This is a genomic window from Gemmobacter fulvus (assembly GCF_018798885.1).
GTDB lineage: Bacteria > Pseudomonadota > Alphaproteobacteria > Rhodobacterales > Rhodobacteraceae > Gemmobacter > Gemmobacter fulvus.
In genome coordinates, this window is record NZ_CP076364.1 from 38208 (window position 1) to 59843 (window position 21636).

19 protein-coding genes and 3 pseudogenes are annotated in these 21636 nt (G+C 57.8%); 11 read left to right on the plus strand and 11 right to left on the minus strand.

What is annotated here, in order from left to right; translation table 11 throughout:
• Positions 1-15: 15 nt before the first annotated feature.
• The 4 genes from KM031_RS20170 to KM031_RS20185 form a co-directional block, all read right to left on the minus strand.
• Entirely contained in the window at positions 16-834 is an 819-nt protein-coding gene (locus tag KM031_RS20170; RefSeq protein ID WP_215507185.1) for an ATP-binding cassette domain-containing protein, read from the minus strand.
• A complete protein-coding gene (locus KM031_RS20175; protein ID WP_215507187.1) occupies positions 834-1841 on the minus strand; it encodes an ABC transporter permease in 1008 nt (335 codons plus the stop codon). The genes KM031_RS20170 and KM031_RS20175 overlap by 1 nt, the downstream gene beginning before the upstream one ends.
• A gap of 80 nt (positions 1842-1921) precedes the next feature.
• A complete protein-coding gene (locus KM031_RS20180) occupies positions 1922-2893 on the minus strand; it encodes a substrate-binding domain-containing protein (RefSeq protein WP_215507189.1) in 972 nt (323 codons plus the stop codon).
• Positions 2894-2989: 96 nt separating this feature from the next.
• Complete coding sequence (locus KM031_RS20185) at positions 2990-4006, minus strand: sterol desaturase family protein (RefSeq protein ID WP_215507191.1); 1017 nt, start codon at positions 4004-4006, stop codon at positions 2990-2992.
• 260 nt (positions 4007-4266) lie between these two features.
• Between KM031_RS20185 and KM031_RS20190 the strand changes: the two genes are divergently transcribed.
• Positions 4267-5304: a LacI family DNA-binding transcriptional regulator gene (locus KM031_RS20190; RefSeq protein WP_215507193.1), complete on the plus strand. Its 1038-nt coding sequence runs from the start codon at positions 4267-4269 to the stop codon at positions 5302-5304.
• Between the two features lie 280 nt (positions 5305-5584).
• Here KM031_RS20190 and KM031_RS20195 read toward each other — a convergent pair whose 3' ends face one another.
• The 4 genes from KM031_RS20195 to KM031_RS20210 all read right to left on the minus strand — a co-directional run bounded on the left by KM031_RS20195 (position 5585) and on the right by KM031_RS20210 (position 8553).
• Positions 5585-5806, minus strand: a complete 222-nt coding sequence (locus KM031_RS20195) for a hypothetical protein (RefSeq protein WP_215507195.1) — start codon at positions 5804-5806, stop codon at positions 5585-5587.
• A 288-nt stretch (positions 5807-6094) separates the two neighbouring features.
• A complete protein-coding gene (locus tag KM031_RS20200; RefSeq protein ID WP_215507196.1) occupies positions 6095-7108 on the minus strand; it encodes an IS110 family RNA-guided transposase in 1014 nt (337 codons plus the stop codon).
• A gap of 333 nt (positions 7109-7441) precedes the next feature.
• Entirely contained in the window at positions 7442-7834 is a 393-nt protein-coding gene (locus KM031_RS20205; RefSeq protein WP_215507198.1) for a hypothetical protein, read from the minus strand.
• An 80-nt stretch (positions 7835-7914) separates the two neighbouring features.
• Positions 7915-8553, minus strand: a complete 639-nt coding sequence (locus KM031_RS20210; RefSeq protein WP_260692223.1) for a helix-turn-helix domain-containing protein — start codon at positions 8551-8553, stop codon at positions 7915-7917.
• Positions 8554-8583: 30 nt separating this feature from the next.
• Here KM031_RS20210 and KM031_RS20215 point away from each other — a divergent pair, with 30 nt between their 5' ends.
• Together KM031_RS20215 and KM031_RS20220 are read left to right on the plus strand one after the other, a co-directional pair.
• Positions 8584-9906, plus strand: coding sequence for an aspartate aminotransferase family protein (locus tag KM031_RS20215; RefSeq protein WP_215507201.1), 1323 nt, complete (start codon positions 8584-8586; stop codon positions 9904-9906).
• Positions 9903-10682, plus strand: a complete 780-nt coding sequence (locus KM031_RS20220) for an NAD(P)-binding domain-containing protein (protein ID WP_215507204.1) — start codon at positions 9903-9905, stop codon at positions 10680-10682. The genes KM031_RS20215 and KM031_RS20220 overlap by 4 nt, the downstream gene beginning before the upstream one ends.
• A gap of 290 nt (positions 10683-10972) precedes the next feature.
• Here KM031_RS20220 and KM031_RS20225 read toward each other — a convergent pair whose 3' ends face one another.
• Positions 10973-11188 carry a hypothetical protein gene (locus KM031_RS20225; RefSeq protein WP_215507205.1) on the minus strand — a complete coding sequence of 72 codons (216 nt, stop codon included), beginning with the start codon at positions 11186-11188 and terminating at the stop codon, positions 10973-10975.
• 229 nt (positions 11189-11417) lie between these two features.
• On the opposite strand from KM031_RS20225, the pseudogene KM031_RS20230 reads away from it, so the two are divergent.
• Positions 11418-11634: pseudogene (locus KM031_RS20230) on the plus strand (IS3 family transposase); the annotation flags it as partial.
• Between the two features lie 118 nt (positions 11635-11752).
• On the opposite strand, the gene KM031_RS20235 reads toward KM031_RS20230, so the two are convergent.
• The gene (locus tag KM031_RS20235; RefSeq protein ID WP_215507207.1) at positions 11753-12685 is read right to left on the minus strand and encodes a calcium-binding protein; all 933 of its coding nucleotides are present in this window, start codon (positions 12683-12685) and stop codon (positions 11753-11755) included.
• Positions 12686-12879: 194 nt separating this feature from the next.
• On the opposite strand from KM031_RS20235, the pseudogene KM031_RS20240 reads away from it, so the two are divergent.
• Positions 12880-13666, plus strand: a pseudogene (locus KM031_RS20240) (IS5 family transposase).
• 104 nt (positions 13667-13770) lie between these two features.
• Here KM031_RS20240 and KM031_RS20245 read toward each other — a convergent pair.
• On the minus strand, positions 13771-14880 hold the full coding sequence (locus KM031_RS20245) for a polysaccharide pyruvyl transferase family protein (protein ID WP_215508071.1): 1110 nt from the start codon (positions 14878-14880) through the stop codon (positions 13771-13773).
• Positions 14881-15041: 161 nt separating this feature from the next.
• On the opposite strand from KM031_RS20245, the pseudogene KM031_RS20250 reads away from it, so the two are divergent.
• The 6 genes and pseudogenes from KM031_RS20250 to KM031_RS20275 form a co-directional block, all read left to right on the plus strand.
• Positions 15042-15215 (plus strand): annotated as a pseudogene (locus KM031_RS20250) (transposase); the annotation flags it as partial.
• An 82-nt stretch (positions 15216-15297) separates the two neighbouring features.
• A complete protein-coding gene (locus tag KM031_RS20255) occupies positions 15298-16326 on the plus strand; it encodes an IS110 family RNA-guided transposase (RefSeq protein WP_215508073.1) in 1029 nt (342 codons plus the stop codon).
• A 39-nt stretch (positions 16327-16365) separates the two neighbouring features.
• Positions 16366-17343 (plus strand): IS5 family transposase, encoded by a 978-nt coding sequence (locus KM031_RS20260; RefSeq protein WP_371879025.1) that lies wholly within the window; start codon positions 16366-16368, stop codon positions 17341-17343.
• A 231-nt stretch (positions 17344-17574) separates the two neighbouring features.
• A complete protein-coding gene (locus KM031_RS20265) occupies positions 17575-18462 on the plus strand; it encodes a UTP--glucose-1-phosphate uridylyltransferase (protein WP_215507834.1) in 888 nt (295 codons plus the stop codon).
• 80 nt (positions 18463-18542) lie between these two features.
• Positions 18543-20198 carry a histidine kinase N-terminal 7TM domain-containing diguanylate cyclase gene (locus KM031_RS20270; RefSeq protein ID WP_215507832.1) on the plus strand — a complete coding sequence of 552 codons (1656 nt, stop codon included), beginning with the start codon at positions 18543-18545 and terminating at the stop codon, positions 20196-20198.
• A 259-nt stretch (positions 20199-20457) separates the two neighbouring features.
• The gene (locus tag KM031_RS20275; RefSeq protein WP_215507824.1) at positions 20458-21519 is read left to right on the plus strand and encodes a GGDEF domain-containing protein; all 1062 of its coding nucleotides are present in this window, start codon (positions 20458-20460) and stop codon (positions 21517-21519) included.
• The last annotated feature ends 117 nt before the right edge of the window (positions 21520-21636 follow it).

A 21636-nucleotide genomic window follows, 5' to 3' on the forward strand; every position in this document is an offset into this window, starting at 1 on the left:
ACACCGACGGGGAGACTATTGCGCCGGCGGCGGCGGGTGGCCGCCATGGCTGTTCATGTAGGTTTCGATCTCGGCCTCAAGGCTGGCCATCGAGGCCCCGCCCGCCATCAGATCGGTGATTTCTTCGCGGGTCTTTTCGCCCTTGTGGAAGTCGGCGGCGACCGCGCCGCGGATCAGCACCGCGAAATGATCGCCCACGGCCATGGCGTGCATCACCTGATGGGTGATGAAGATCACCGCGAGGCCCCGCCGTTTCGCCTCGTTCACGATGCGCAGAACATGGGTGGCCTGCTTGACGCCAAGTGCTGCGGTGGGCTCATCCAGGATCAGCACCCGCGCGCCGAAATGCACGGCACGGGCAATGGCCAGTGATTGACGTTCGCCGCCGGACAGACCGCCGACCAGACGGTCGCCGTCGTCGATCCGGGTGATGCCGAAATCGCGCACGGCCTTGACGGCGATGTCATTGGCGCGCTGGCGGTCATAAACCTTGAACGGCCCGAAGCCCTTGGTCGGCTCTACCCCCACGAAAAAGCTGCGGCCGATGGACATCAGGGGGAAGGTTCCACCGAACTGGTGCACCGTGGCGATGCCCTTTTCAGATGCGGCGCGCGGGGTCGGCAGGCCGATGCCCGTGCCATCCATCTCTATGGTGCCAGAGCTGGGTTGGTGGACGCCCGACATGATCTTGATGAGCGTGGATTTTCCGGCGCCATTGTCGCCCAGCAGGCACAGAACCTCACCCGCGCGGACCTCCAGCGTGATGTCATGCAGCACGTCGATGGGGCCGAAGGATTTGTTGACGCCACGCAGCGCAAGGATTGGTGCGGCCATCACTTGCCCCCTTTCTTCGGCGCATAGGACAGCGCCATTTTGCGGAAGGTATTGTTCATCAAGACTGCGCCCAACAGCAGCACGCCGATGATGAGCGACGACCAGTTGCGGTCAAAATCAGTGTAGTAGATGCCTTGGGTGACGATGGCGAAGGTGATGGTGCCAAAGAAGATCCCGATCACCGACCCGAAGCCCCCGGTCAGCAGCACGCCCCCCACCACAACCGAGATGATCGCGTTGAAGATGAACGACTGCCCGCCCGCCACCTGGGCCGAGTTGTAAAGGATCGCCTGGCACATGCCGACAAAGGCGGCGGAGGTGGAGGACAGCACGAACAGCACCATGGTCAGCCGCTCGGTCGGGATGCCGGCGTTGCGGGCCGAAACCTTGTCGCCGCCCATGGCGAAAACCCAGTTCCCGAAGGGTGACAGGTGGACAAAGAACACATACAGCGCCGTCAGCCCCAGCCACCACAACACCATGACCTGCATCTGCCCGCCCAGCACGAAATCGCCAAACATCACCTTGGCCACGCCTTCGGTTTTCAGGGCGACCGAGGTGGATTTGGTGATCAGCACGGTCAGGCCCAGCACGATGCCCTGAACGGCAAACAGGGTGCCCAGCGTCACGATCAGCGATGGAACGGCGGTGCGGATCACCAGAAAGCCATTCACCAGACCGACGATCACGCCGAAAGACAATGCCGCAGCAATGCCCATCCAGATCGGCAACCCGTAATGGCCCGAGATCACGGAAACGGTCATCGCGCCAAAGGGCACCATGGCCCCGACCGAGATGTCCAGCTCGCCCGCGATCATCAACAGGCCCAGCGGAATGGCGATGACGCCAAGGTTTGCGGCAACGTTCAGCCAGCTTGCCATGCCGGAGGGTTTCAGGAAGGTGACTCCGCCAAAGATGGCAAAGAAGATGAGGACGGCGAAAAGGCCAAGCGCGGCCCCCGCTTCGGGGCGGCGCGCAAGGGCGCCAAAGGAAAAGGTTCTGGACATGATGCCCCCGGAATGGCTGCGAGAAACGGGCGAGGTGTGGGGTCCGGCCAACCCGTGGCGGGGGCCGGACCGATGTCAGATCAACGCGCGCCTTTGGCCACCCCGGCCAGCGTGGCATCGATGTTGGACGCATCCACGATCCCCGGGCCGGTCAGCACCGGAAACACCGGCAGGTCGGTGCCAAAGTCGATATGCGCGGCCAGCAGGCTGACCGCCAGGAAGGATTGCAGATAGGGCTGCTGGTCAATGGCAAAGGCCTGGGTGCCGCCCTTGATACGGTCAAGACCCGCCTGGTTCATGTCGAACGAGCCGAGCAGGGTCTTGCCGCTCTTGCCCGCCTGATCCACCGCGATGGCCGCGCTGTCAGCGTCGCCGGCCGAGATGGTGATGACGCCGTCGATGCTTTCATCTTTCAGCAGTTCCGCCTTGATCGCCTCGGCCACGGCCGTTGCATCGCCAAAGCTGGTGGTCGGCAGCGGCAGTTGCGCACCCATGCCGCCTGCGGTGGTCACGCCATCGATCACGCCCTTGCAGCGCGCCTCGGTGTTGGACGCACCCGGCAGGGTGTTGATGCAGAGCACATTCTTCTGCCCGCCCTTGCCGAAATACTCGCCCCCGGCCAGACCGGCCACATATTCATCAGAGCCGACATAGTTGATCGCGCCCAGTTCGGTCGCCTTGTCAGCACCGCCCGCATTCATCAGGATCACCTTGATCCCTGCGGCGATGGCGTCCTTGATTGCGGGATCTTCGGCCTCGGGCACCCAGTTCGGGATGACCAGACCATCAACCTCCATCGAGATCGCGGTGCGGATCAGTTGCACAACATCGGGGGCGAAGTTGTCGTAATTCACCAGACGCAGGTAGTTCACGCTGCCGCCATTGGCGACAACGCCGGGGGTGGCATCGTCTATGCCTTTCTTGATGATGTTCCAGAAGGCATCGTCATTCGAGCCGCCGATCACCGCGATATCGGCCGACATCGCCGCCGAAGCGCTGCTGATCAGGGCCGTGGTTGCCAATGCCTTGGCGAGGGTTTTCATAAAGCTCATGTGTCGTCTCCTCCCTTGTCCCGCCGTTGGTGGCGGGTTTTCAATCTTTGGGTTGACCTGCTGACCCGGCCTCCCTGCCGGATCAGCAGGGATGGATCATCCGCGCAACGCCTTGGCGTTCATCCGCGCTTTCTTTTTCTCGAACCGGGCCTGCATCTGCGCATCGCCCGCTTTCGATCCGTCGTGGAAATAGCCAAACCACTTGTCCAAAGGGATCAGCCCATCCCCGCCGTAGTTCACTTCGAAATACTTGTGGTGCAGGTAATGGGCGTAGGCGTGGCTGTCCAAAGTGCTGTCTTCCGTGATCTCCAGCTTGTCGAACCCGATATGGCCATTCACCGCGCCAAACCCCGCCAGATGCAGCTGGAACATTGCAATGATCGGGTTCGAGGGGATCACAAGGTGCCACAGCGCAACGGCGTGATACAGGAAGCCTTCGACAGGGTGCATCGACAGCGAAGACCACGGGCTGGGGTTGACCGAGTTGTGGTGAACCGAATGCACCCATTTATACAGCAGCGGCGTGTGGATCAGGCGGTGGATGCAGAAGAAATGCACCTCATGGATCGCTGGGGCCAACAGGGTCAGCGTGACCAGCCACAGCCAGTTGTCAGACCAGCTCAACCATGGAACGGCGCCCGTGGCATAGGCGTGCAAAAAGATCACCTGCACCAGCGTCCACAGCGGGATCGAGAGGAAGAAGCTGCGCAGGAAGTTGTCGATGTTCTGCGATTTGAACCAGAACACATCCGAAGGCTGTTCGGCCGGGAATTTCGCGTTGTACTTGAACCGCGTGCCCTGCTTTTTCTTTACATACCAGAACAGCTCCACCCCGCCGTAAAACACGAAGATCGCGGCGGCGTTCACGGCGTAAAGCCAGAGCGGCCAGCCAAAGGACAGGGTTTTCATCACCTCGACATCGGGCACGACATAGAACCACCAGATCAGCGTGGTTGCCATGTGGAAGGCGTTCCACGGGAACAGGTATTCCGGGATCCAGGCCAGAACTTTCGGCAGGCTGAACGGGCGCTTCCAGAACGGTGGCACGTCCAGAACCGCAGACGGGGCCCAGTCGCCACGTTTGTTCCGGGTGCCGAATTTCAGATCGTCCATCTCTCGCCTCCGTTGCTTGACCTGCTGCTTTGCAAAGAAAATACGCCATCGCGCCGGGCCCGTTGTGCACGGTGCGCGGTCTGGCTTTGCAGCCCGGTGCTTTGGTAAATTTCCCCTGCTGGGGCGTCTGTCGGGTGTGGCCCTGCAGACCGCCTCATGGATCATTCTTAGACTTTCAATTCCACGCTCGATCAAGAATGGAATTTTTGTTTGCTTAATTTCGTCTCAAATGTATCATGTGGTATCACAAATGATATGATTTGAGATGTTCTGCAGATGACCCGCCCCGCGATCTGGCCGATGCGGCCGCCGTTTCTGTTGCCACCGTGAACCGGGTTTTGGCGGGGGCGGCCAATGTGCGCGCGCCGACTCGGCTTCTGGTTCAGGAAGCGGCGGAGAGAATCGGCTTCTACGGCTTGGGCACCATCCAGTCGCGCGTTGCAGCCAGTCGCCCGAAATACCGCTTTGGCGTTCTGTTGTTGCAGCCGCATCGCCCGTTCTACCAAAACATCGCCGCCGCCCTGCGCCGCGCCGTGGCCGAGGTGACCAGCGCCGAGATCGACCTGCGGATCGAATTTCTGGAGGATCTGTCGCCACAAAACACCGCTGACCGCGCGCTTGCGCTGGCAAAGGACTGTCAGGCCCTGTGCATCGTTGCCGCCGTGCATCCCATCGTGACCGAGGCCGTGGCCCAGATTCAGGCGCGGGGGGTGCATGTCTTTGCTCTTGTGGGGCAGCTTTCGGCCACCGGTCAGGTGCCCTATATCGGTTTGGACAACTGGAAGGTTGGCCGCACCGCTGCATGGACGTTTGCCAATGTCTGCAAGACCCCCGGCAAGATCGGGATTCTTCTGGGCAACCCTCGCTATCGAAATCAGGAAATGAACGAAGCTGGTTTTCGGTCCTATTTCCGCGAAATGGCGTCCGAGTTTACCCTGCTTGAACCGCTCTCAACCTTTGAAGCCTCGGCAATCGCGCAGGAGATGACGGAAAAGCTGCTTGCAGAGCATCCTGATCTGGTCGGGCTTTACATCTCGGGCGGTGGGATAAGTGGCGCGCTTGCTGCGCTGCGCAGTGCGGGCAAGACGGAGAAAATTGTGGCGGTGGGCTATGATCTGTTTGATGTGACCCGTTCGGCGCTGCTGGATGGCACCATGACCCTTGTCATCTCGCACCCATTGGACCGACTTGCCCATGACGCGATGGAGGCCATGGTCGCCGCATGCGCGCCCATCAGCAGCCCCGCAAACCTGACCCGTGTGGTTCCCTTCGAGATATACACGCGAGAAAATCTGTAGGTGCCCAAAGGTCTTCCTTTCGGCCGTCGCCCTCGCCGCAACCGTCATGTTCTGGCTATGACGCGAGAACGAGTCCTGACCCTTCTGTATCTGCGCTCTGCTATACTGGCCCCGTCACCGGCCCCGGCCAGGGTCAGTGACGGGGTGGTGCGCGACGTCTGACCCTTGTGGCCTGACCTCGCTTCTTAGCCTGTCGGCACCGCCTCTCTTCATCGTCTCGAACAGTTGATTGCGGCCTTGCAGGACCGCGCACCAGAAGGAAGAGAGCATGGACAACCTATCACATGGCCGCGTTATCGGCATAGATGTCAGCCGCGATTGGCTTGACGTTCATTGCCTCCCAGATGGGCATCGCGTCAGAGTGCCCAACGCCCCGGCGGGTCATGCTGCCGCAGCGGATCTTGCCAGAGACCGAGACGCCGTCGTCTGCTTTGAATCTACTGGCGGTCAGGAATGGCAACTCTGGGCGGTTCTTGAGGCAGAAGGTATAGCCGCCCGCCAAGTGCCACCGTGTGTGGATGCCCCCGGTTTTGCAAGCTGATTGTTCGACGTTTCGTCTGGGCTTCAATCGGTCGTGTGTCAGGCCTCTCAATGTGGCCTTTGTGACGCCACGGGCCGGTATGCTGTTCGGAAGGCAAGGCCCACATCGGTTCAGAGAGCTGTAGCGCTCGAGCTCCGGGACTGGGTTTCCCACCTTGAACTTTGAAGTCCGTGTCGCTTACTCCGTCTGTCGATCACCTTGCCCAGGCCTTGCGGCCCATAACGTCATCCCGCGTTTTGCTGCTTGGGATCACGCCATTCGATAGTCCTCCCCTTTCGTCATCATCGCCCAAACCATTCGTGCCATCTTGTTAGCCAATGCGACGGCGGCAACCATGCGCGGCTTGCGGGCAACGAGGTTGGCCAGCCATCGGTCGGGACTGCTGCCGCGGCGCACAACCCAGCGGATTACGCTCATGGCCCCGACGATCAACAGCTTGCGGATGTCGCATTGCCCCATCTTGCTGACCGCACCTAGGCGGGTCTTGCCGCCGGTTGAGTGTTGTCGCGGGACTAGACCCAGCCACGCGGCAAAGTTCCGGCCATTGTCAAAGGCCTCAAGATCCGGAGCAAAAGCCGCGATGGCGCCGGCGGTCACTGGGCCAATGCCCGGCACGGTGCACAGTCGCCGCAACTCGCAATCGGTCTTTGTCGCAGCCTCAAGGTCGCAGGCCAAGCGCGTGATGATGTCGGTCAGCTGGTCGATCTGCTGCAAATAGATCTGTCCCATCTCCCGAACCGGCGCAGGCAGATCGACATCCGATCCCTTCAAGGCAGTTTGCAAAAGCTTCAGATGGATCGGCCCTTTCGGAGCCACCAGGCCGAACTCTGCCAGATGCCCTCGTAGCGCGTTGATCAACTGCGTCCGCTGCCGCACAAAACACTGATGCGTTCGAAAAGCTACGGCACGCCCTTGCTTCTCGGCGCTCTTAACGGCGACGAAGCTCATGCTGGGCCGTGAGGCCGCTTCGGCGATGGCTGCCGCGTCAGCAAAATCATTCTTCTGGCGCTTCACAAAGGGCTTCACATAATTTGCCGGGATCAGCCGCACGTCATGACCGTGCGCCATGGCCACACGGCCCCAGTGATGCGACGTGGCGCAAGCCTCCATAGCGACAACACACGGTACCTGATCCGCAAGCAACTGCACCAGCCGCCCACGCGATATCGCCCGGTTGAAGACAACGACGCCATCCGACCTGACGCCGCAAACCTGAAAACTGTTCTTGGCAAGGTCGATCGCCAGTATGCTAATCTCAGACATGGATGCCTCCCTCATCTTGGTTCCAACAAAACCACTTTGGCACATTCGATGCTGTCGGGTGGGGGCATCCACCGCATCAGTTCACGCCGAGTTCGAACGGCAGCAGAAGATGAGACGCGAAGGCGTCTAAGAAACTCGGGGCTATTCAATGCAATGGGGCGGAACTTTGACGAACGAGCCGTACTCGGGCTGATCCCCCCGCAAAGTCGTTGATTTACTGTCGACGCTGCGAGCGAGGCCTAAAAGAGGAACCGGGCAGATCATCAAATCTGCCCGGATTCGAATATTTCAATGATGATTCTATCAAAAGACCGCTGAACGCGTAGCCGGTCTCTAGTTAACTGTGACCGTGATACATCCTGACAGCTTGTCGCCCTTGACCTTGGGGTCATTCGAGGTGTTGGTCGTGCAGAACTTGTCCTTGCCCTTGAAGCCAGGACTGGGCGTATAAATCAGGCCCTGACCCTTGGCGATCGTCAATTTTCCATTCTTTGGCCCGTGGGTCAGCTTGACCTCGGTTGCAGGAATGCGCGTATTCGTCGCCTCGAAGATAAAGCCCGGAAAGCTGATCTCGCAGGTCTTGTCAGCCACCGTCATCTCGAAACTGCCATTACCCTGACCACGTCCCCAGCCACGACCATTGCTGCCGGTGCATTCCGCATAGGCTGCCGATCCGAGTGCAACAAGGGCGCCGAAGATGGTGCAAAAGGTGATTGATTTATGCATCTACTCTCTCCATTACAACTTCTTATCCAATGCCTAGCTGGCCATGCGGCACAGAAAGACGCACTCAGTATTGTCGATCTTCATAATGCTGCATAGACATAAAGACACTGACAAGGCTCAGTTTGAGATGCGCTAAGGCAGGCATGACCCATCGTGCCGTCAAAAAACAAACTGTCACCGACATCTAGCGTGATAGGCGTGTAGCCTTCCGAATGGAACGCAAGCCGACCGGATAGGACAAAAAGCATGTCCTCGCTCTCATGCCTGTTCATCGGGCCGAAGGCCGCGAGGTCGGCCTCGATAAAATCGACGACCGCCGCCTGAAAGTGACGACCCTGCAATTGACTGGCCAGCGCGTAGAAACGGTGATTGGGATAGTCGAGGGCCACACCCGACATCCTACGTTCGACGTGCAGACGCCCAACAAGCGGGTGCCGCTCAGGCTGAACCAAAGCTGCAAGTTCGATCTGCAAGCCACGAGCCAGTTTCAAAAGCAGCTCAAATGTAGGTGAAAGCTGTCCCTTTTCGATTTTCGACAGGGTTGATCGGGCAAAGCCTGCCTTGGCCGCAAGGTCAACCTGACTCATGCCCTGCGCTTGGCGCAGGGTACGAATTCGCTCGGCCAATCCTGCATGAGCATCTTCATCCCGAGGACGCGATTTGCTGTGTTCTATAGTCAAGTCGTTCTCATTGACTGCATTGTGTTCGTATAATAGCATTCATCTGACTCATGATCAAAGGCTAATCCGATGACGGGACTGAAATCGCAACAATTGTTCGAACGCGGTCGCAAGGTGCTGATCGAGGGTGTTTCCTCAGCCTCGCGAGGTCCTTCTACGTTTGGCGGCGCCCCGCGGTACATGAGCCATGGGCAGGGCGCACGTCTGTATGATGTAGACGGCAATTCCTACATCGACTGGATGATGGCGTTCGGGGCCTTGCCCCTGGGCCATGCCCATCCCGCTGTCGTCGAGACCGTCGCGCGTGAAGTTGCGGGGGGTACTCATTTCGCCACGGCCCTACAGGTTGAAGTCGAAGTGGCCGAAATGCTCGTTGACCTTCTACCACATGTGGAGAAGGTCCGCTTTGCCAACACAGGGACCGAAGCCGCAATGGCTGCCATCCGGCTCGCACGCGGTCATACTGGGAGACGCAAGATCATCAAGTTTGAGGGGCATTACCATGGCTGGTGGGATGCCGTTCTATTGAACACCAATCCCCTACCGCCAACGATGTTTGGTCATCCCAATGACCCGATTCGCATTCCTGACAGTTCGGGCATTCCCGAAGAAGCGTGGCGCGACACCATTGTTGTCCGCTGGAACGATGTCGAGGCATTAGAACGTGCCATGGCCATCCATGGACGTGAGGCGGCTTGCCTCGTGACCGAAGGTATCATGTCGAATATGGGGGTCATTCCACCAAAGCCTGGCTATCTCCTGCGAATGCAGGACCTGTGTCGCGAGTACGGCGCCCTGTTCTATCTTGATGAAACTGTAACAGGGTTTCGTGTCGCTGCTGGCGGCTGCGCTGAACTCTACGGTCTGGACCCTGATATCGTGACTTATGGCAAAGCACTTGGCGGTGGCCTGCCCATGGCAATGATCGGTGGGCGAAACGAGGTTATGTCTGGCCTCGAATGGGGCAAGGTGCTGCATTACGGCACCCATAACGCGGGTCGTCTCGCGTTAAGCGTGACCAAAGTTATGCTGCAAACCCTCCTGGCAAACGATCGCGCCGGTTTTTCCGTTCTACGTGACCGCGGGCTGAAGATGGCCGAAGCGTTTCGTACGGTTGCGCGCGCTTCGAACCGGCATGGGGTGATCTGTCAGGGTGTGAACTCAATGTTCCAGATCTTCTTTACGGATCGTGAGGTTATCAGCGATTTTCGTGAATTCTGCACCCATGTAGACCGCTTGAAATTCCGCGATTTTACCCTGCGGCTGATGGACAAGGGGATCTACATGAATCCTTCGGCCACGCTGCATTCCCTGTCTTCGCTCGCACATAGCGACGCCGATATCGCAGCCACGGCTAAAGCCATGGCCGAAGTTCTGGACGAAATGCCATGATATTGCGCGTCGGATTTTTGGGCACGGGATCCTTGGCAAGCTTTCTGGTTCGCTGTTTGTCTCGGGAACCGGATGTCAGGATCATGATTTCCCCTCGCAACGCTGCGCGTGCGGCGCAGCTTGCCTGCGACTATGGCGCCGAAGTTGGCGCCGACAATCAAGATGTCATCGAGCGCAGCGACCTCTTGATGGTGTGTCTACCTGCCGACGCAGGAGCCGAGGTCCTTGCGAAGCTGCAGTTTCGCACTGGACAGGTAGTGATTTCAGCGATGGCAGGCGTTTCCCATGAGTTGGTCACTGCAGCAGTTTCGCCCGCCTGCGCACATCTGGCGATGATGCCCGGTCATGCCAATGCGCTTGGCCTTGGCCCGGTTGTTCTCTATCCCAGCGACGTACAAAGCCATGCGTTATTGCAGCGCTTTGGTCCGGTGATCTCTGTCAAAGACGAGGCTACCTTCACGACAGCGGCCACCTTCGGCGCAGTGTCGGGTGCCAGTTTTGCATGGATGGTCACGATGATCCGGTGGTTTGAAAATCATGGGTTAGCTTCCGACTACGCACGAAAGTTGGTAGCAGCCACTTTGCAGGGGAATGCCGGGGTGCTCCTTGCTGAGGACACTCCACTGGATGACATTCTGGCAGGTGTCGCCACACCCGGTGGCATCACCGAACTGATGGTTGACAGTTTAGAAAAACATGATGCCCTGAACAGTTGGGTGTACGGTATGACTGATGTTCTGCACAGACTGAAAGCGCCAGCAGCGCCAAGCGATTGATCAGTGCGGATGACAGCACCGGTGCCTCTCGCACCAAGCTGGGCGGGCTATGGCAACTGTGTTTCGATAATGGGACTGATCTCAGCCAAGGGACGCTGCGGACCTGTCTCCAAACCTGCTGCAGGCTTGCCCGAGACTCGACTGTCTGGCGCGCCCGAGGCGGTCAAAGGCGAATACCGTTGAACACAGAAGCCGACTAACATTTCAAAAGAGAAAACCGCAGTCCTGCAGCGCGTGCCCCAAACACAAAGCCGCTCGAGTAGGACGATCCCGTTACCTAAGTCTGAAGCCTAACTTCGGCGAAGCGACAAGCAGACACACTTTGCGATGCTAGCGGTTGCAAAGTCACTTTCTTTGGCGAGTTCGTCGATCTGCGAGGCAAAACGAAACCGCTCCTGAGGCGTTGCGCCGAACTCATCAATGACTCGAAGAATGATCCTTATCGCAGCCATTCGAGTGTACATCACCTCGCGTTCCAGGGCAATCATGCGATCACTGCCGGTCATAGTCGATATTATCCCTTCTGTCTGAGGCCAACTATAAGCAGTGACTTGGGTCACGAGTGTTTTTCCATTAGGTGATTCTAGGATACATGTTTGACTTCAAACTACAACCTCTGGTCGAATAGCCCCGAGTTTCTTAGACGCCTTCAAGTCTCATCATCATCTGCCGCCGTTCGAATTCAGCAGGCGATAGCATCTCAATCCTCGCATGCTTGTGCCTCGGGTTGTAGATGACAACGCTCTGACCGAGACGGTCAACGCATGTTCAAGGCTGAGGTCATCCACCGTCGTGGCCCTTGCGCAGTTTCGAGGCCCTAGAATACGCAACCTTGGAATGGGTGGACTGGTTCAACAAGCGCTGCCACCTCGAGCCGTTCGGAAACATCCCGCCAGCGGAAGCTGAGGCCAATTTCTATTCAGCTCTGGAAACTGAACCCATGGCCGCATAGCTAACGAAAATCAGCCTCCGGCAAAACCCGGCGCGTTTCAGGAGGATTACCGCTCGTCGGCTTGTTCAGAATGCAATCTGCCCTTGAAAAACACCGCCTCCAGGCCGAACTCGCAGCGTCAGAAAATGAAATCATTGCGACCTAGATCGTCTATGTTTACTCCTTGGACGATAATTCTAGTTCCTGAGTCATCATCGATGATGGTGTTTCCGCCCTTCATGGTTAGGTGGTTGTTCATCAGATCGCGATAGCTCTTGATTTCTAACACATCGGTTAAATCTATTTTCTCACGTAGGTTTGTGGATTCAAAATCTATGATCCGATCCGTACCGCAGTTGTCTTGAAAAACGAAGCTGTCATGACCCGTGCCGCCCACCAGAGTGTCGCGCCCCTTACCCCCGATCAGTCGGTCATTACCAGCTGACCCTGTAAGTTGATCATTTCCGACTCCACCGACAAGAACATCATTTCCTCTGCCGCCGCTCAGTTGGTCGTTCCCACCGGCCCCTGAAATTCTGTCATTCCCTGCTCCACCAGAAAGATTATTTGCGTACTTATCGCCAGTAATTCTGTCATTTTGCGTAATACTTGGAACGCCAATACGAGAGAGAGGAATGTCCATATTCGGCCCATAGAAGCCCCAATCTAGGAGCTGTACTCTGTGGACCGATTTTATAAAATAATTCATGTCAGCCGCTGAATCTATATCAGGGATCGCATTTCCAGAAATTTGCGTCAGAAATGTCTTCCCCCCACCAAGTTCCACCGAAAGGATGTTGGATACGCCGCCACTCCACGAAAGCTGCTCTGTCTCTGCGTCCAAGTTGGCGATGGTGTAGAGGGGGATGTTGTCGCCGCCGATACGGAGAGTCTGCAGCTGACTTTCGAGGTAGATATACTCGTCGGGTTCGCCGTTCGTGTAGGTCCTTGTATATCTGATTGTTGAGTTTGACCCGCTTGCCACAATTCCCATGCTAGCATCAGCGACTTTGGATACGGATCCGTCGGGTCGAAACGTCGCGATATATCCCTCGTAGGTAAAAGTTGTCATGGTGGGCTCTCCAATTTCTGAGGCATCGTCAATCTGCGTAGATTTAGTAGAAAGCAGGCAACATCTGGAATGCAAGTCACTTTATAAGTTTTTTGCTTTAGGAAAAGTTTTTGTACGCAAATTCAGTGTGTTAGGCCGTGTTGACAAAAGGGATTCACGGGGCGCTCTGAACGTGATTCAAGCTGGTATCTGCGATGGAGACCAGCTTGGCACGAGACCTGATGTCGGACGATGAATGGGCGTTTCACGAACGCTTCATCCTGGCCGTCCGCGCACCGAACGGGCGCAAACCTATGAACCATCGTCTTGTTCTGGATGGGATTTCTGGATAGCGCGCACAGGTTCTCCGTGGCGTGACCTGCCGGAGGAGTTCGGCAAGTGGTCGTCTGTCTACCGCCAGTTCCGGCGCTGGACCCTGGCTGGGCTGTGGGAAGGGATACTGGAGGCCTTGAACGAGAGCGGGGTGGTTCCTGCGGCCTTGCAGATGATCGACAGCACCGTGGTCCGCGCCCATCATCAGGCAGCGGGCGCTAAAGGGGGACTCCGCGACAAGGTTTTGGCCGTTCGCGAGGTGGCTTCACGACCAAGATCCACCTCCGCGTCAATGGCGCAGGCCTGCCCATGAGGTCGGACATCACGCCGGGCCAGACATCGGACTATCTGGGCTTCAACCTCATCATGGACGACAACCTGCCCGAGCCGAGCGTCCTGCTGGCAGATCGCGGCTATGACTCTGACAAGCTTCGAGAAACCATGGAGGGACGCAACGTCGTGCCAGTGATCCCCATGCGCAAGTCCCGCAAGCTGCGCGTGGCCGTGGACCGCACCCTCTATCGGCTGCGCAACCTCGTCGAGCGCTGTTTCAACAAGCTGAAGAACGCCCGCCGCGTCGCCACCCGCTACGACAAAACCGCAGAGAGCTTCTTGGGCTTCATCGACATCACCTCGATCCGCCTCTGGCTCCGCCATTTGTCAACATGACCTAGGCTACTCGTTGCGTGCTATTGCATCGAAACGGTCTGGCTTTCAAAGCATGGTATTCTTGTCTCATACGTCCGTTCTGCAACAGCGCCACCCATGGTGCGTCAGAAGAAATCGCGTTGCTCTGGCGTTATGAGTTCACGCGGCAGAGTATTTGTAAGCCTTGGATTGTATTTTAGAAAGTCACTCCAAATCAGCTGGCAAAGATCCTTCATGTATTCAGATGCTTCAATTTTTACCTTTTTAACTTCTTCTTCGGGAGAGTCAGGAATGCCGCCCGCTAGGATATCCATCAACTCATCAGTCGATGAGGGAACCGTGAGGTGTCCGCAGTTAATTGAATCCATAAATGCCCGAGCTTTTACCACAGGATTTACACTAATTGTAGGTACGCCATACATCGTCGAAACAATTGTCGTATGCAATTTCATGCTGAGCATGAGTGAGCACTCCCCAATTGCTCGACTAATATCATCAAGATTCTCAGTATAGACAAGCTCTTTGTCACTGAAGTCCAGAAGTTTGGCGTTCTCGTAATCTTTTAGACCATGGGCACCTACTCCGCCAATGATATGCCGTACTCTCCATCCTTTCTGGGATAGATGTTTGGCAGCCCTTTCAAGAATCCGGTATTCTTTACCGCTCTTAATGTGACGCGTAACCAAACCCACAACTGGCTTCCCCTGCGGCCTTAAAGCCTTCGGAAGAGGCAGAGCTAACACCATGTCCGGATGGTGTCTGACCGGAACCCGGAGTGCCATATTTTCCTTAATCCAAGCGGCCGAGCCAGGGTCGCGGTTGGAAACAGAGCGAATGTTTGGATGTGACAGAAACTTCGACCACCTTTTTACAACACTATCCAAGACATCAGGCCTGTTACGCTCTACACCTATGCCAGAAACATAGACAGGCCGCCGAAGATAGGCCTGATTGATGAAGTCGCCATCAATTTTTTCACGGTAAGGACAAAGAAGATCGCCACCACCCAGTACTACAGCGTCCATCATATCAACGAATTGGTTTTTAAAACTACGGAGGTAGCTATGTTTAGGCAGTCCAGCCAGAAAAAACAGCTTTGCCCAAGGCGAGAACCAGTATTGATAGTTCTTGATATAGAGTTCATCGCCGTAATTGCCTCGCCCGAACGACCCTGTAATTCCAATTCTGGGTAGCTTCCGGTCACCGGCACCTCTGCCGCGGGTATTTTTTTTCAATTTTTTACCTGGATATCACTGCATTTCACCAAACACACTAATTTGATAGGAAAATTTACGCAATACAAGAATCTCCATTAAGGAGTGTCCCGATCGGCGTTGTTGCACAACACTGACTGTCGAGGATTCACAACGTGAATCCATGCGGTTAGACGGGTTGCATGAGCAAGCCATCCCCCGCCCGCTACCGCACGACAAACTGGTCCAGTTACACTGCCTCGCTTTGCAGGCGCGGTTCGCTGTTGATCTGGCTGGACAAGGACATGACCTGGCTCTCGCCGCATGATGGCAGCCCCGGTCGCCCTGCGGTTTTCTCGGATGCCGCGATCCAGTTCTGATGGGGTGGACACCCCCGCCCGACGGCATCGCAATGTGCCATGGTGGTGATGTCGAAATCGCCACAGAGGAGAGGTGTCCATGGACGAGATTACCATAGTCGGGGTCGATCTGGCCAAGAGCGTTTTTCAGGTTCACGCCGCAAATTCAGACGGGCGAGCCGTCATCAGAAAGCGGCTGCCGCGCACTCGTTTCCTGTCCTTCATGTCACAGATCAAGCCCTGCGTGGTCGCGATGGAGGCTTGCGCAACCTCGCACCACTGGGCACGTGAACTGACTGCCCTCGGACACAACGTTCGTTTGATACCACCGATCTACGTGAAACCTTTTGTGAAGCGCCAGAAAAACGATGCCAACGACGCTGAGGCTATTGTCGAAGCGGCACTGAGACCAGCGATGCGCACGGTGCCAGTCAAATCGCAGGAGCAGCAGGCCCTTGCCATGCTGTTCCGGACACGCGAACTGCTGCTGACGCAAAAGACCCAGCTAATGAACGCGCTTCGAGCCCATCTGGCAGAGCATGGGGTCATCGTGGCGGGAGGTCGTCGATCAATTGATCCGTTCATCAGCGTTCTCGACGATGTGACAAACACGCTTCCTCATGTGGTGCGAAAGGTCGGGGCCATTTATCTGGACCGGATCGCCCAGACCGCTGGCGAAATCGAAGATCTGGAAAGGCAGATCGACGAGCAGGCCAAGGTGCATGAGATGGCACAGCGCCTGCGCACCATTCCGGGGGTCGGGCCGGTCACGGCTATGGCCGTCGAAGCTTTCGCTCCGGCCATGGAGAGCTTTGCGCGTGGCAGGGATTTCTCTGCCTGGCTCGGGCTTGTTCCCCGGCAGCACTCCAGTGGAGGCAAGCAGCGCTTGGGTCGAACTTCGAAAATGGGGCAGCGCGACATCCGCAGGTTGCTGATAAGCGGCGCGATGTCGATTATCCACTGGAGGGGTCGGAACGGTGGAAAGCCCGGATCATGGCTGGCGCGGATGCTTACATGTAAATCGCGGATGCTGACCGCCATCGCTCTGGCCAACAAGCTCGCCAGGATCATCTGGGCCATCATGACACGAAAGGACGTTTACAGGGATCCTGCGGGGGCGGTCTGCTGACCGCGTCCTGTCAGGAGCGTCGGTGACGCAAGTAGAGCACTGATCTCGTATGGGCAAAAGATCGACCGATCGGGGTGGGGCAGCCAGGGAAAGGCAAAGAGCTTCGAGCTCGCAGTTCTGATATGGCCTCCATCCGCGCATCACCATCCCGGCCAGCGGCACGAACGGCCGCGCATGAAGGCCTTACACATGTTAGCAGCCGGTCACTTGCTCGCGAAGATCACAAAAAATACTTGCGTAAGCGGGGGTATCCACACATGTCTGACGATCAAGGTGCTGTTCAAGCTGCCGCTCAGGCAAACGACCGGGATGGTGGCCAGCTTGCTGAAGTTGGCAGACCTGGACTGGGCCGTGCCCGACTATACGACCCTGTGTCGGCGGCAGAAAACTCTGGCTGTCCAGATCCCGTATCGGCGCGCCGATGGCCCCTTGAACCTGCTGGTGGACAGTACCGGGATAAAGTTCCTCGGTGATGGCGAATGGCAGGCGCGCAAGCACGGCGTGCAGGGCCGCCGCCAATGGCGCAAGGTCCATCTGGCCATGGATACCGCCACGTCCGACATCCGCGCCGTGGAGTTTACGCCCAGCAGCGACGGTGACAGCCCCGTTCTGCCAGAGTTGCTGGACCAAATCCCCGAAGGCGAGGAGATCGGCACAGTGACGGCGGACGGTGCCTATGACACCCGCCGCTGCCACACCGCCATCATCGACCGGCAGGCCACTGCTATCATCCCGATCCGTAAGAACGGGCGTCCATGGAAAGAGGACTGCCCGGCCGCGATCGCGAGAAACGAAACCCTGCGCGCCACCCGGCACTATGGCAGGGCATTCTGGAAACGCTGGACCGGATACCACGTCCGAAGCCGGATCGAGGCAAAGATGCGGTGCCTCAAGGCCTTCGGTGAGCGCATAGCAGCCAGAGACCCCGACCGCCAAACTGCAGAAATCCAGATACGCGTCGCCCTCAAGAACCGCTTCTCAGCCCTCGGCACTGCCGAGATCGTCCGCGTGGCCTGATGCCAAAGGGGAAAGGGGTAATCATGCCTCAGGCGTAAGTTACGCAACAACGCCCCTTCAGGGAATAACATGTGCCCACGCTGACCAGAAATGTGATACGCAATCTACGGTTGATTCTAAGGTACGGAACAGACCGGCACGGAAGTGCGTTCACGACAGGAAGGATGAACTGGTCCCCTGGTCGTCGCAGCTGGGGGCATCTTCCGCGAGACATGAGCCCATGGGGTAGCGATGACGAAACGAGTCACCAAAGCAGTTTTTCCCGTCGCCGGATTGGGAACCCGGTTTCTTCCGGCGACAAAGGCTCTCCCGAAGGAGATGCTGACGATCATCGACAAGCCCATCATCCAGTTCGCCGTGGAAGAGGCGATCGCCGCAGGGATCACCCATCTGATCTTTGTCATCGGGCGCACGAAGCGAGCGATCGCCGATCACTTTGACGCCAACCCGGAACTGGACATGCTGTTGCGCGCGAAGGGGAAGGACGAGCTTGCCGACAAGCTGAATGCAATCGTTCCGAAGCATGCCGCCTGCATCTATTTTCGCCAGGCCGAGGCCCTCGGCCTTGGCCATGCGGTTGCCTGTGCGGCACCGGTGATCGAACCGGACGAGCCTTTTGCCGTGCTTCTTGCAGATGACCTGATGCGCGCTCCAACCCCGGTGCTCAAGCAGATGATCGACATCTACGATACGACCGGGCGGAGCCTAGTCGCTGTCGAACCCGTCCCTTCGTCCATGGTGCAGAGCTACGGGATCGTCGATGCCGACCTGCCGCATGTCGGCTCGTATGCAGACATGCGCGGCGTTGTCGAAAAGCCGTCGCCTGGCGATGCGCCCAGTAATCAGGCGATCGTCGGCCGCTATGTGCTTGATGGCCGGGTGATGGGCTTCCTCAAGAACCAGAAGGCGGGCGCGGGCGGAAAGATCCAGCTGACCGACGCGCTGAGCCGTCTGATCGGCGATCCCGGGCTGGATGCCTACCGCTTTGACGGACGCCGCTATGATTGCGGTTCGAAGATCGGCTTTCTGGAATGCACTATGGCCAGCGCACTTGAGCATCCCGAATTCGGCCCGAAGGTGCGCGAATTGATGCAGTCCCTGCTTGCGAGTTCACCTTGACCGCGTTGTCTCCAGTGCAGGGCCTTTGGGCTGGCGCGCCGTCATTCCATCGCCGCGCCGCGCCGCGGGCTTGACAGGCGATGCTGCCGGAATGGAAGATGGGCGCCTGCCTGCACCTGATGTCATCGGGACCTCATGATTATTTCATCGTGATCCTGTTTCCGCTGTTCATCGGAATTACGTTCTGGATTCAGCGGCAGCCGCAGTTTGACGGCAAGCGCTACTTCGTGATGGCGAACTGGTCGGTCACGGCCTGGCTGCTGTCGGTCGCGCTGGAGCTGTTCAGCGTGGAGCCGCATTGCAAGATTCTGGCGGGCACGCTCGCATATCCGGGTATCGGGCTGTTGCCGGCAAGCTGGTTTCTCTTCGTCTACCGCTACACCCAACACGAGACCGGGCCCATCCTTCCATGGCAATGGTGCGTGCTGATCGGTGTGCCCGCCTTTGCGACCTTGATCGCGATCACCAATCCCCTTCATCAACTTTTCTACGGCCCCGGTACGGCACCGGTCAGTTCCGTGCCGGGGTCACCGGTCAACTATGTTCACGGTCCGCTGTTTTACCTCCTCGCCGCAACGCTCTATGCTTTCATTCTGGCCAGCCTCGCATTGCTGGGCAATGCGGTCAGACAGTCAGCTGGCATTGCCCGCATGCTCTACGTGCTTCTGATCGCGATGACCGTACTGCCGACCTTTGGAAACATCGGCTATATCGTGTTCGGGCTGAACATCGCAGGCTTCGATCCGACGCCGTTCCTTTTTTCGTTCCTTCTGCTCGCCTATGCCGCGCTGATTTCGCTCAACAATTTCTTTCAAGTCTCGTCGATTGCCAAGGACATGGTGTTCGATACCCTACCCAACGCAGTGATCGTGGTCAGGCGTGACGGACAGCTGGTCGCCCATAACCGCGAGGCCGAGCGCATCTTTGGACCTGGCGCGAGGACCCTGCCAGTCGGCGGGCAGGTCGCCGAGCTGGACCCCTTGATGCAACGTGTCACCGCGCCGGAGCCGGTAACTGGGCCAACGGAGATGATGATCGGCGAGCGGGAGTTCGAGGTCTCCTCGACACCTCTCACCCAGACCATCCGCGCCGGTCGGCAGATCGTCATCGGCTATGCCTTCGTTTTTTTCGAAGTGACGGCCTACCGGCAAATCGAGCGCGAGCTCGCCCATGCGCTCAGCACCACCGACGCCCGGCTGGGCGAGCTTGCCCTGCAGAACCGCCGCATCTCGGACGAGGTCCGGACCGATCCTCTGACTGGACTGCTGAATCGCCGGAGCCTGAGCGACGCTTTTACCGCCATGTCCAGGACGGAAGAAGATACCATCTTCGCCGTGCTGATCGATATCGACCACTTCAAGAAGATAAATGACCGGCTTGGTCACGGTGTCGGCGACCAGGTTCTTGCCGCATTCGGAATCGGCCTGAAGAGGGCCTTTCGAAGCGAGGACAAACTGTATCGGCTTGGCGGTGAGGAATTCCTCGCTCTTCTGCCCAATATCGGGCTGCAGGAACTGCATGGCAGGATCGCCGGCCTGCGGCTGGAAATTGGCCAGATGGGCAGCCAGTTCCTGCCCGCTGACATGGATCTGCAATTCTCGGCCGGTATCGCCGTCATGCCGACGGATTCGCACGATCTGGCCGAGTTGCTGGATCTGGCCGACAAGCGGCTCTATTCGGCCAAAAACCGCGGTAGAAATCGAACAGTCGGTCCTCTGGCGGAGAAGCGGGTGTAATTCACTTGGGTCGGGCCATATTGCGCAGGGCCTGACGGTCAGCTGCATGATCATGCTGTCGGGCATGAGGTGCTGACGATCCTTTGGATCAACTTCCCCCTGCGACCGACCCTACCTCGGCGTGGTCGAGGGACGATCGGGGGTCAGGATCCTGCGGGGGGCAGGTCAACATCATGGCTGCATTTGGCCACATAACCGCCGTGTTGCGCCGCCACTTCTTGGAACCTGAGATCAGTAGAATTTTCTCCGGATTTTCATGATGATGTCGCAAGAACTGCTCTTCGCCGGATTGCATGCAGTTGGCCTGGTTGCGATATGCACCATGGCCTATGGCTGGTTTCAGCGCTTCGTGCCGCACCGGATTGTTCGCCAGCTTGCCATCGGAGGGCTGCTTGGGACAGGCGCGGCGCTGTCCATGACGCAGCCGTACATCATGATGGATGGCTATCAGGCTGACAGCAGGAACCTGTTTCTGGCCATTTCTGCCGCTTTCGGTGGCGCTCTGTCGACATTGGTATCCTTGACAATAGCCGGCCTGTTCAGGATCAGCATGAGCGGACATGGCGTGCTTGTCGGCGTGGCGACCATGACCATTGCCTGCATCTCGGCCGCAATCTGGACCCAGGCAACGCGCAGCAAGCGTCGGAGAAGCTGGGAGGCCTGGGTCATGCTTGGCGCGATCCTCAGCGCACCCTCGCTGGTCATCATGGCGGTCTTCGATCTGATGGACCCCTCTGTCGTCGCCGCTCGCATTGCGGCTGACATGATCGGTGCAGTCTTCTTCGGCAGGATGTTCGAGAGCGAGTTGCGCCGCGGCAATCGTGAAAGGCAGCTCAACCTTGAAGCCAGCACGGATCCCCTGACAGGTCTGCCGAATCGCCGGGCCTTGATGGACTATATTGATCACATCAGCCCGTCAGAGCGGGAAAGCATGGCGCTGCTGGTTGTAGACGCGGATCATTTCAAATCCATCAATGACCAGCATGGCCACGATGTCGGCGACGAGGTTCTTAAAATGATTGCCAGTTCACTGTCAGCATCCATCCGCCAAGGAGACTTCGCCGAAAGGTTTGGCGGCGAAGAGTTTGCAGTCTTGCTTCGGGTCGACCGGCCTGAAAACGGTTATGAAATGGCCGAGCGGCTTCGCAGGGAGCTGTCGGGTTTCCATGAAGTCTCCGGCAAGCGGATAAATGTGACTGTGAGCGTGGGCGGTGTATCCCTGCCACCGACAAAGTTCGACTTTCAGAAAGTGTTTCGCAAGGCGGATGCAGCCCTTTATGCGGCCAAACGTCTGGGACGAAACTGCGCGGTCTTTGTCTGATCCGCCTCCCGGCTGCGAAACAGGGCGGAAGTCGCTCCTGCCATGCATCGGACGCCAGAAAGCTGGCCCTCAAGACCGTCCTGATGACCCTGAAAAATTCTGGTTTCGATCAGCTCG

What these genes read in the sequence shown, in the direction of transcription:
- KM031_RS20180 (WP_215507189.1), bottom strand. Translation starts at nt 2,893, where the DNA reads ATGAGCTTTATGAAAACCCTCGCCAAGGCATTGGCAACCACGGCCCTG.
- KM031_RS20170 (WP_215507185.1), bottom strand. Translation starts at nt 834, where the DNA reads ATGGCCGCACCAATCCTTGCGCTGCGTGGCGTCAACAAATCCTTCGGC.
- KM031_RS20220 (WP_215507204.1), top strand. Translation starts at nt 9,903, where the DNA reads ATGATATTGCGCGTCGGATTTTTGGGCACGGGATCCTTGGCAAGCTTT.
- KM031_RS20210 (WP_260692223.1), bottom strand. Translation starts at nt 8,553, where the DNA reads ATGCTATTATACGAACACAATGCAGTCAATGAGAACGACTTGACTATA.
- KM031_RS20200 (WP_215507196.1), bottom strand. Translation starts at nt 7,108, where the DNA reads ATGTCTGAGATTAGCATACTGGCGATCGACCTTGCCAAGAACAGTTTT.
- KM031_RS20185 (WP_215507191.1), bottom strand. Translation starts at nt 4,006, where the DNA reads ATGGACGATCTGAAATTCGGCACCCGGAACAAACGTGGCGACTGGGCC.
- KM031_RS20215 (WP_215507201.1), top strand. Translation starts at nt 8,584, where the DNA reads ATGACGGGACTGAAATCGCAACAATTGTTCGAACGCGGTCGCAAGGTG.
- KM031_RS20235 (WP_215507207.1), bottom strand. Translation starts at nt 12,685, where the DNA reads ATGACAACTTTTACCTACGAGGGATATATCGCGACGTTTCGACCCGAC.
- KM031_RS20225 (WP_215507205.1), bottom strand. Translation starts at nt 11,188, where the DNA reads ATGACCGGCAGTGATCGCATGATTGCCCTGGAACGCGAGGTGATGTAC.
- KM031_RS20175 (WP_215507187.1), bottom strand. Translation starts at nt 1,841, where the DNA reads ATGTCCAGAACCTTTTCCTTTGGCGCCCTTGCGCGCCGCCCCGAAGCG.
- KM031_RS20275 (WP_215507824.1), top strand. Translation starts at nt 20,458, where the DNA reads ATGATGTCGCAAGAACTGCTCTTCGCCGGATTGCATGCAGTTGGCCTG.
- KM031_RS20270 (WP_215507832.1), top strand. Translation starts at nt 18,543, where the DNA reads ATGCTGCCGGAATGGAAGATGGGCGCCTGCCTGCACCTGATGTCATCG.
- KM031_RS20255 (WP_215508073.1), top strand. Translation starts at nt 15,298, where the DNA reads ATGGACGAGATTACCATAGTCGGGGTCGATCTGGCCAAGAGCGTTTTT.
- KM031_RS20205 (WP_215507198.1), bottom strand. Translation starts at nt 7,834, where the DNA reads ATGCATAAATCAATCACCTTTTGCACCATCTTCGGCGCCCTTGTTGCA.
- KM031_RS20265 (WP_215507834.1), top strand. Translation starts at nt 17,575, where the DNA reads ATGACGAAACGAGTCACCAAAGCAGTTTTTCCCGTCGCCGGATTGGGA.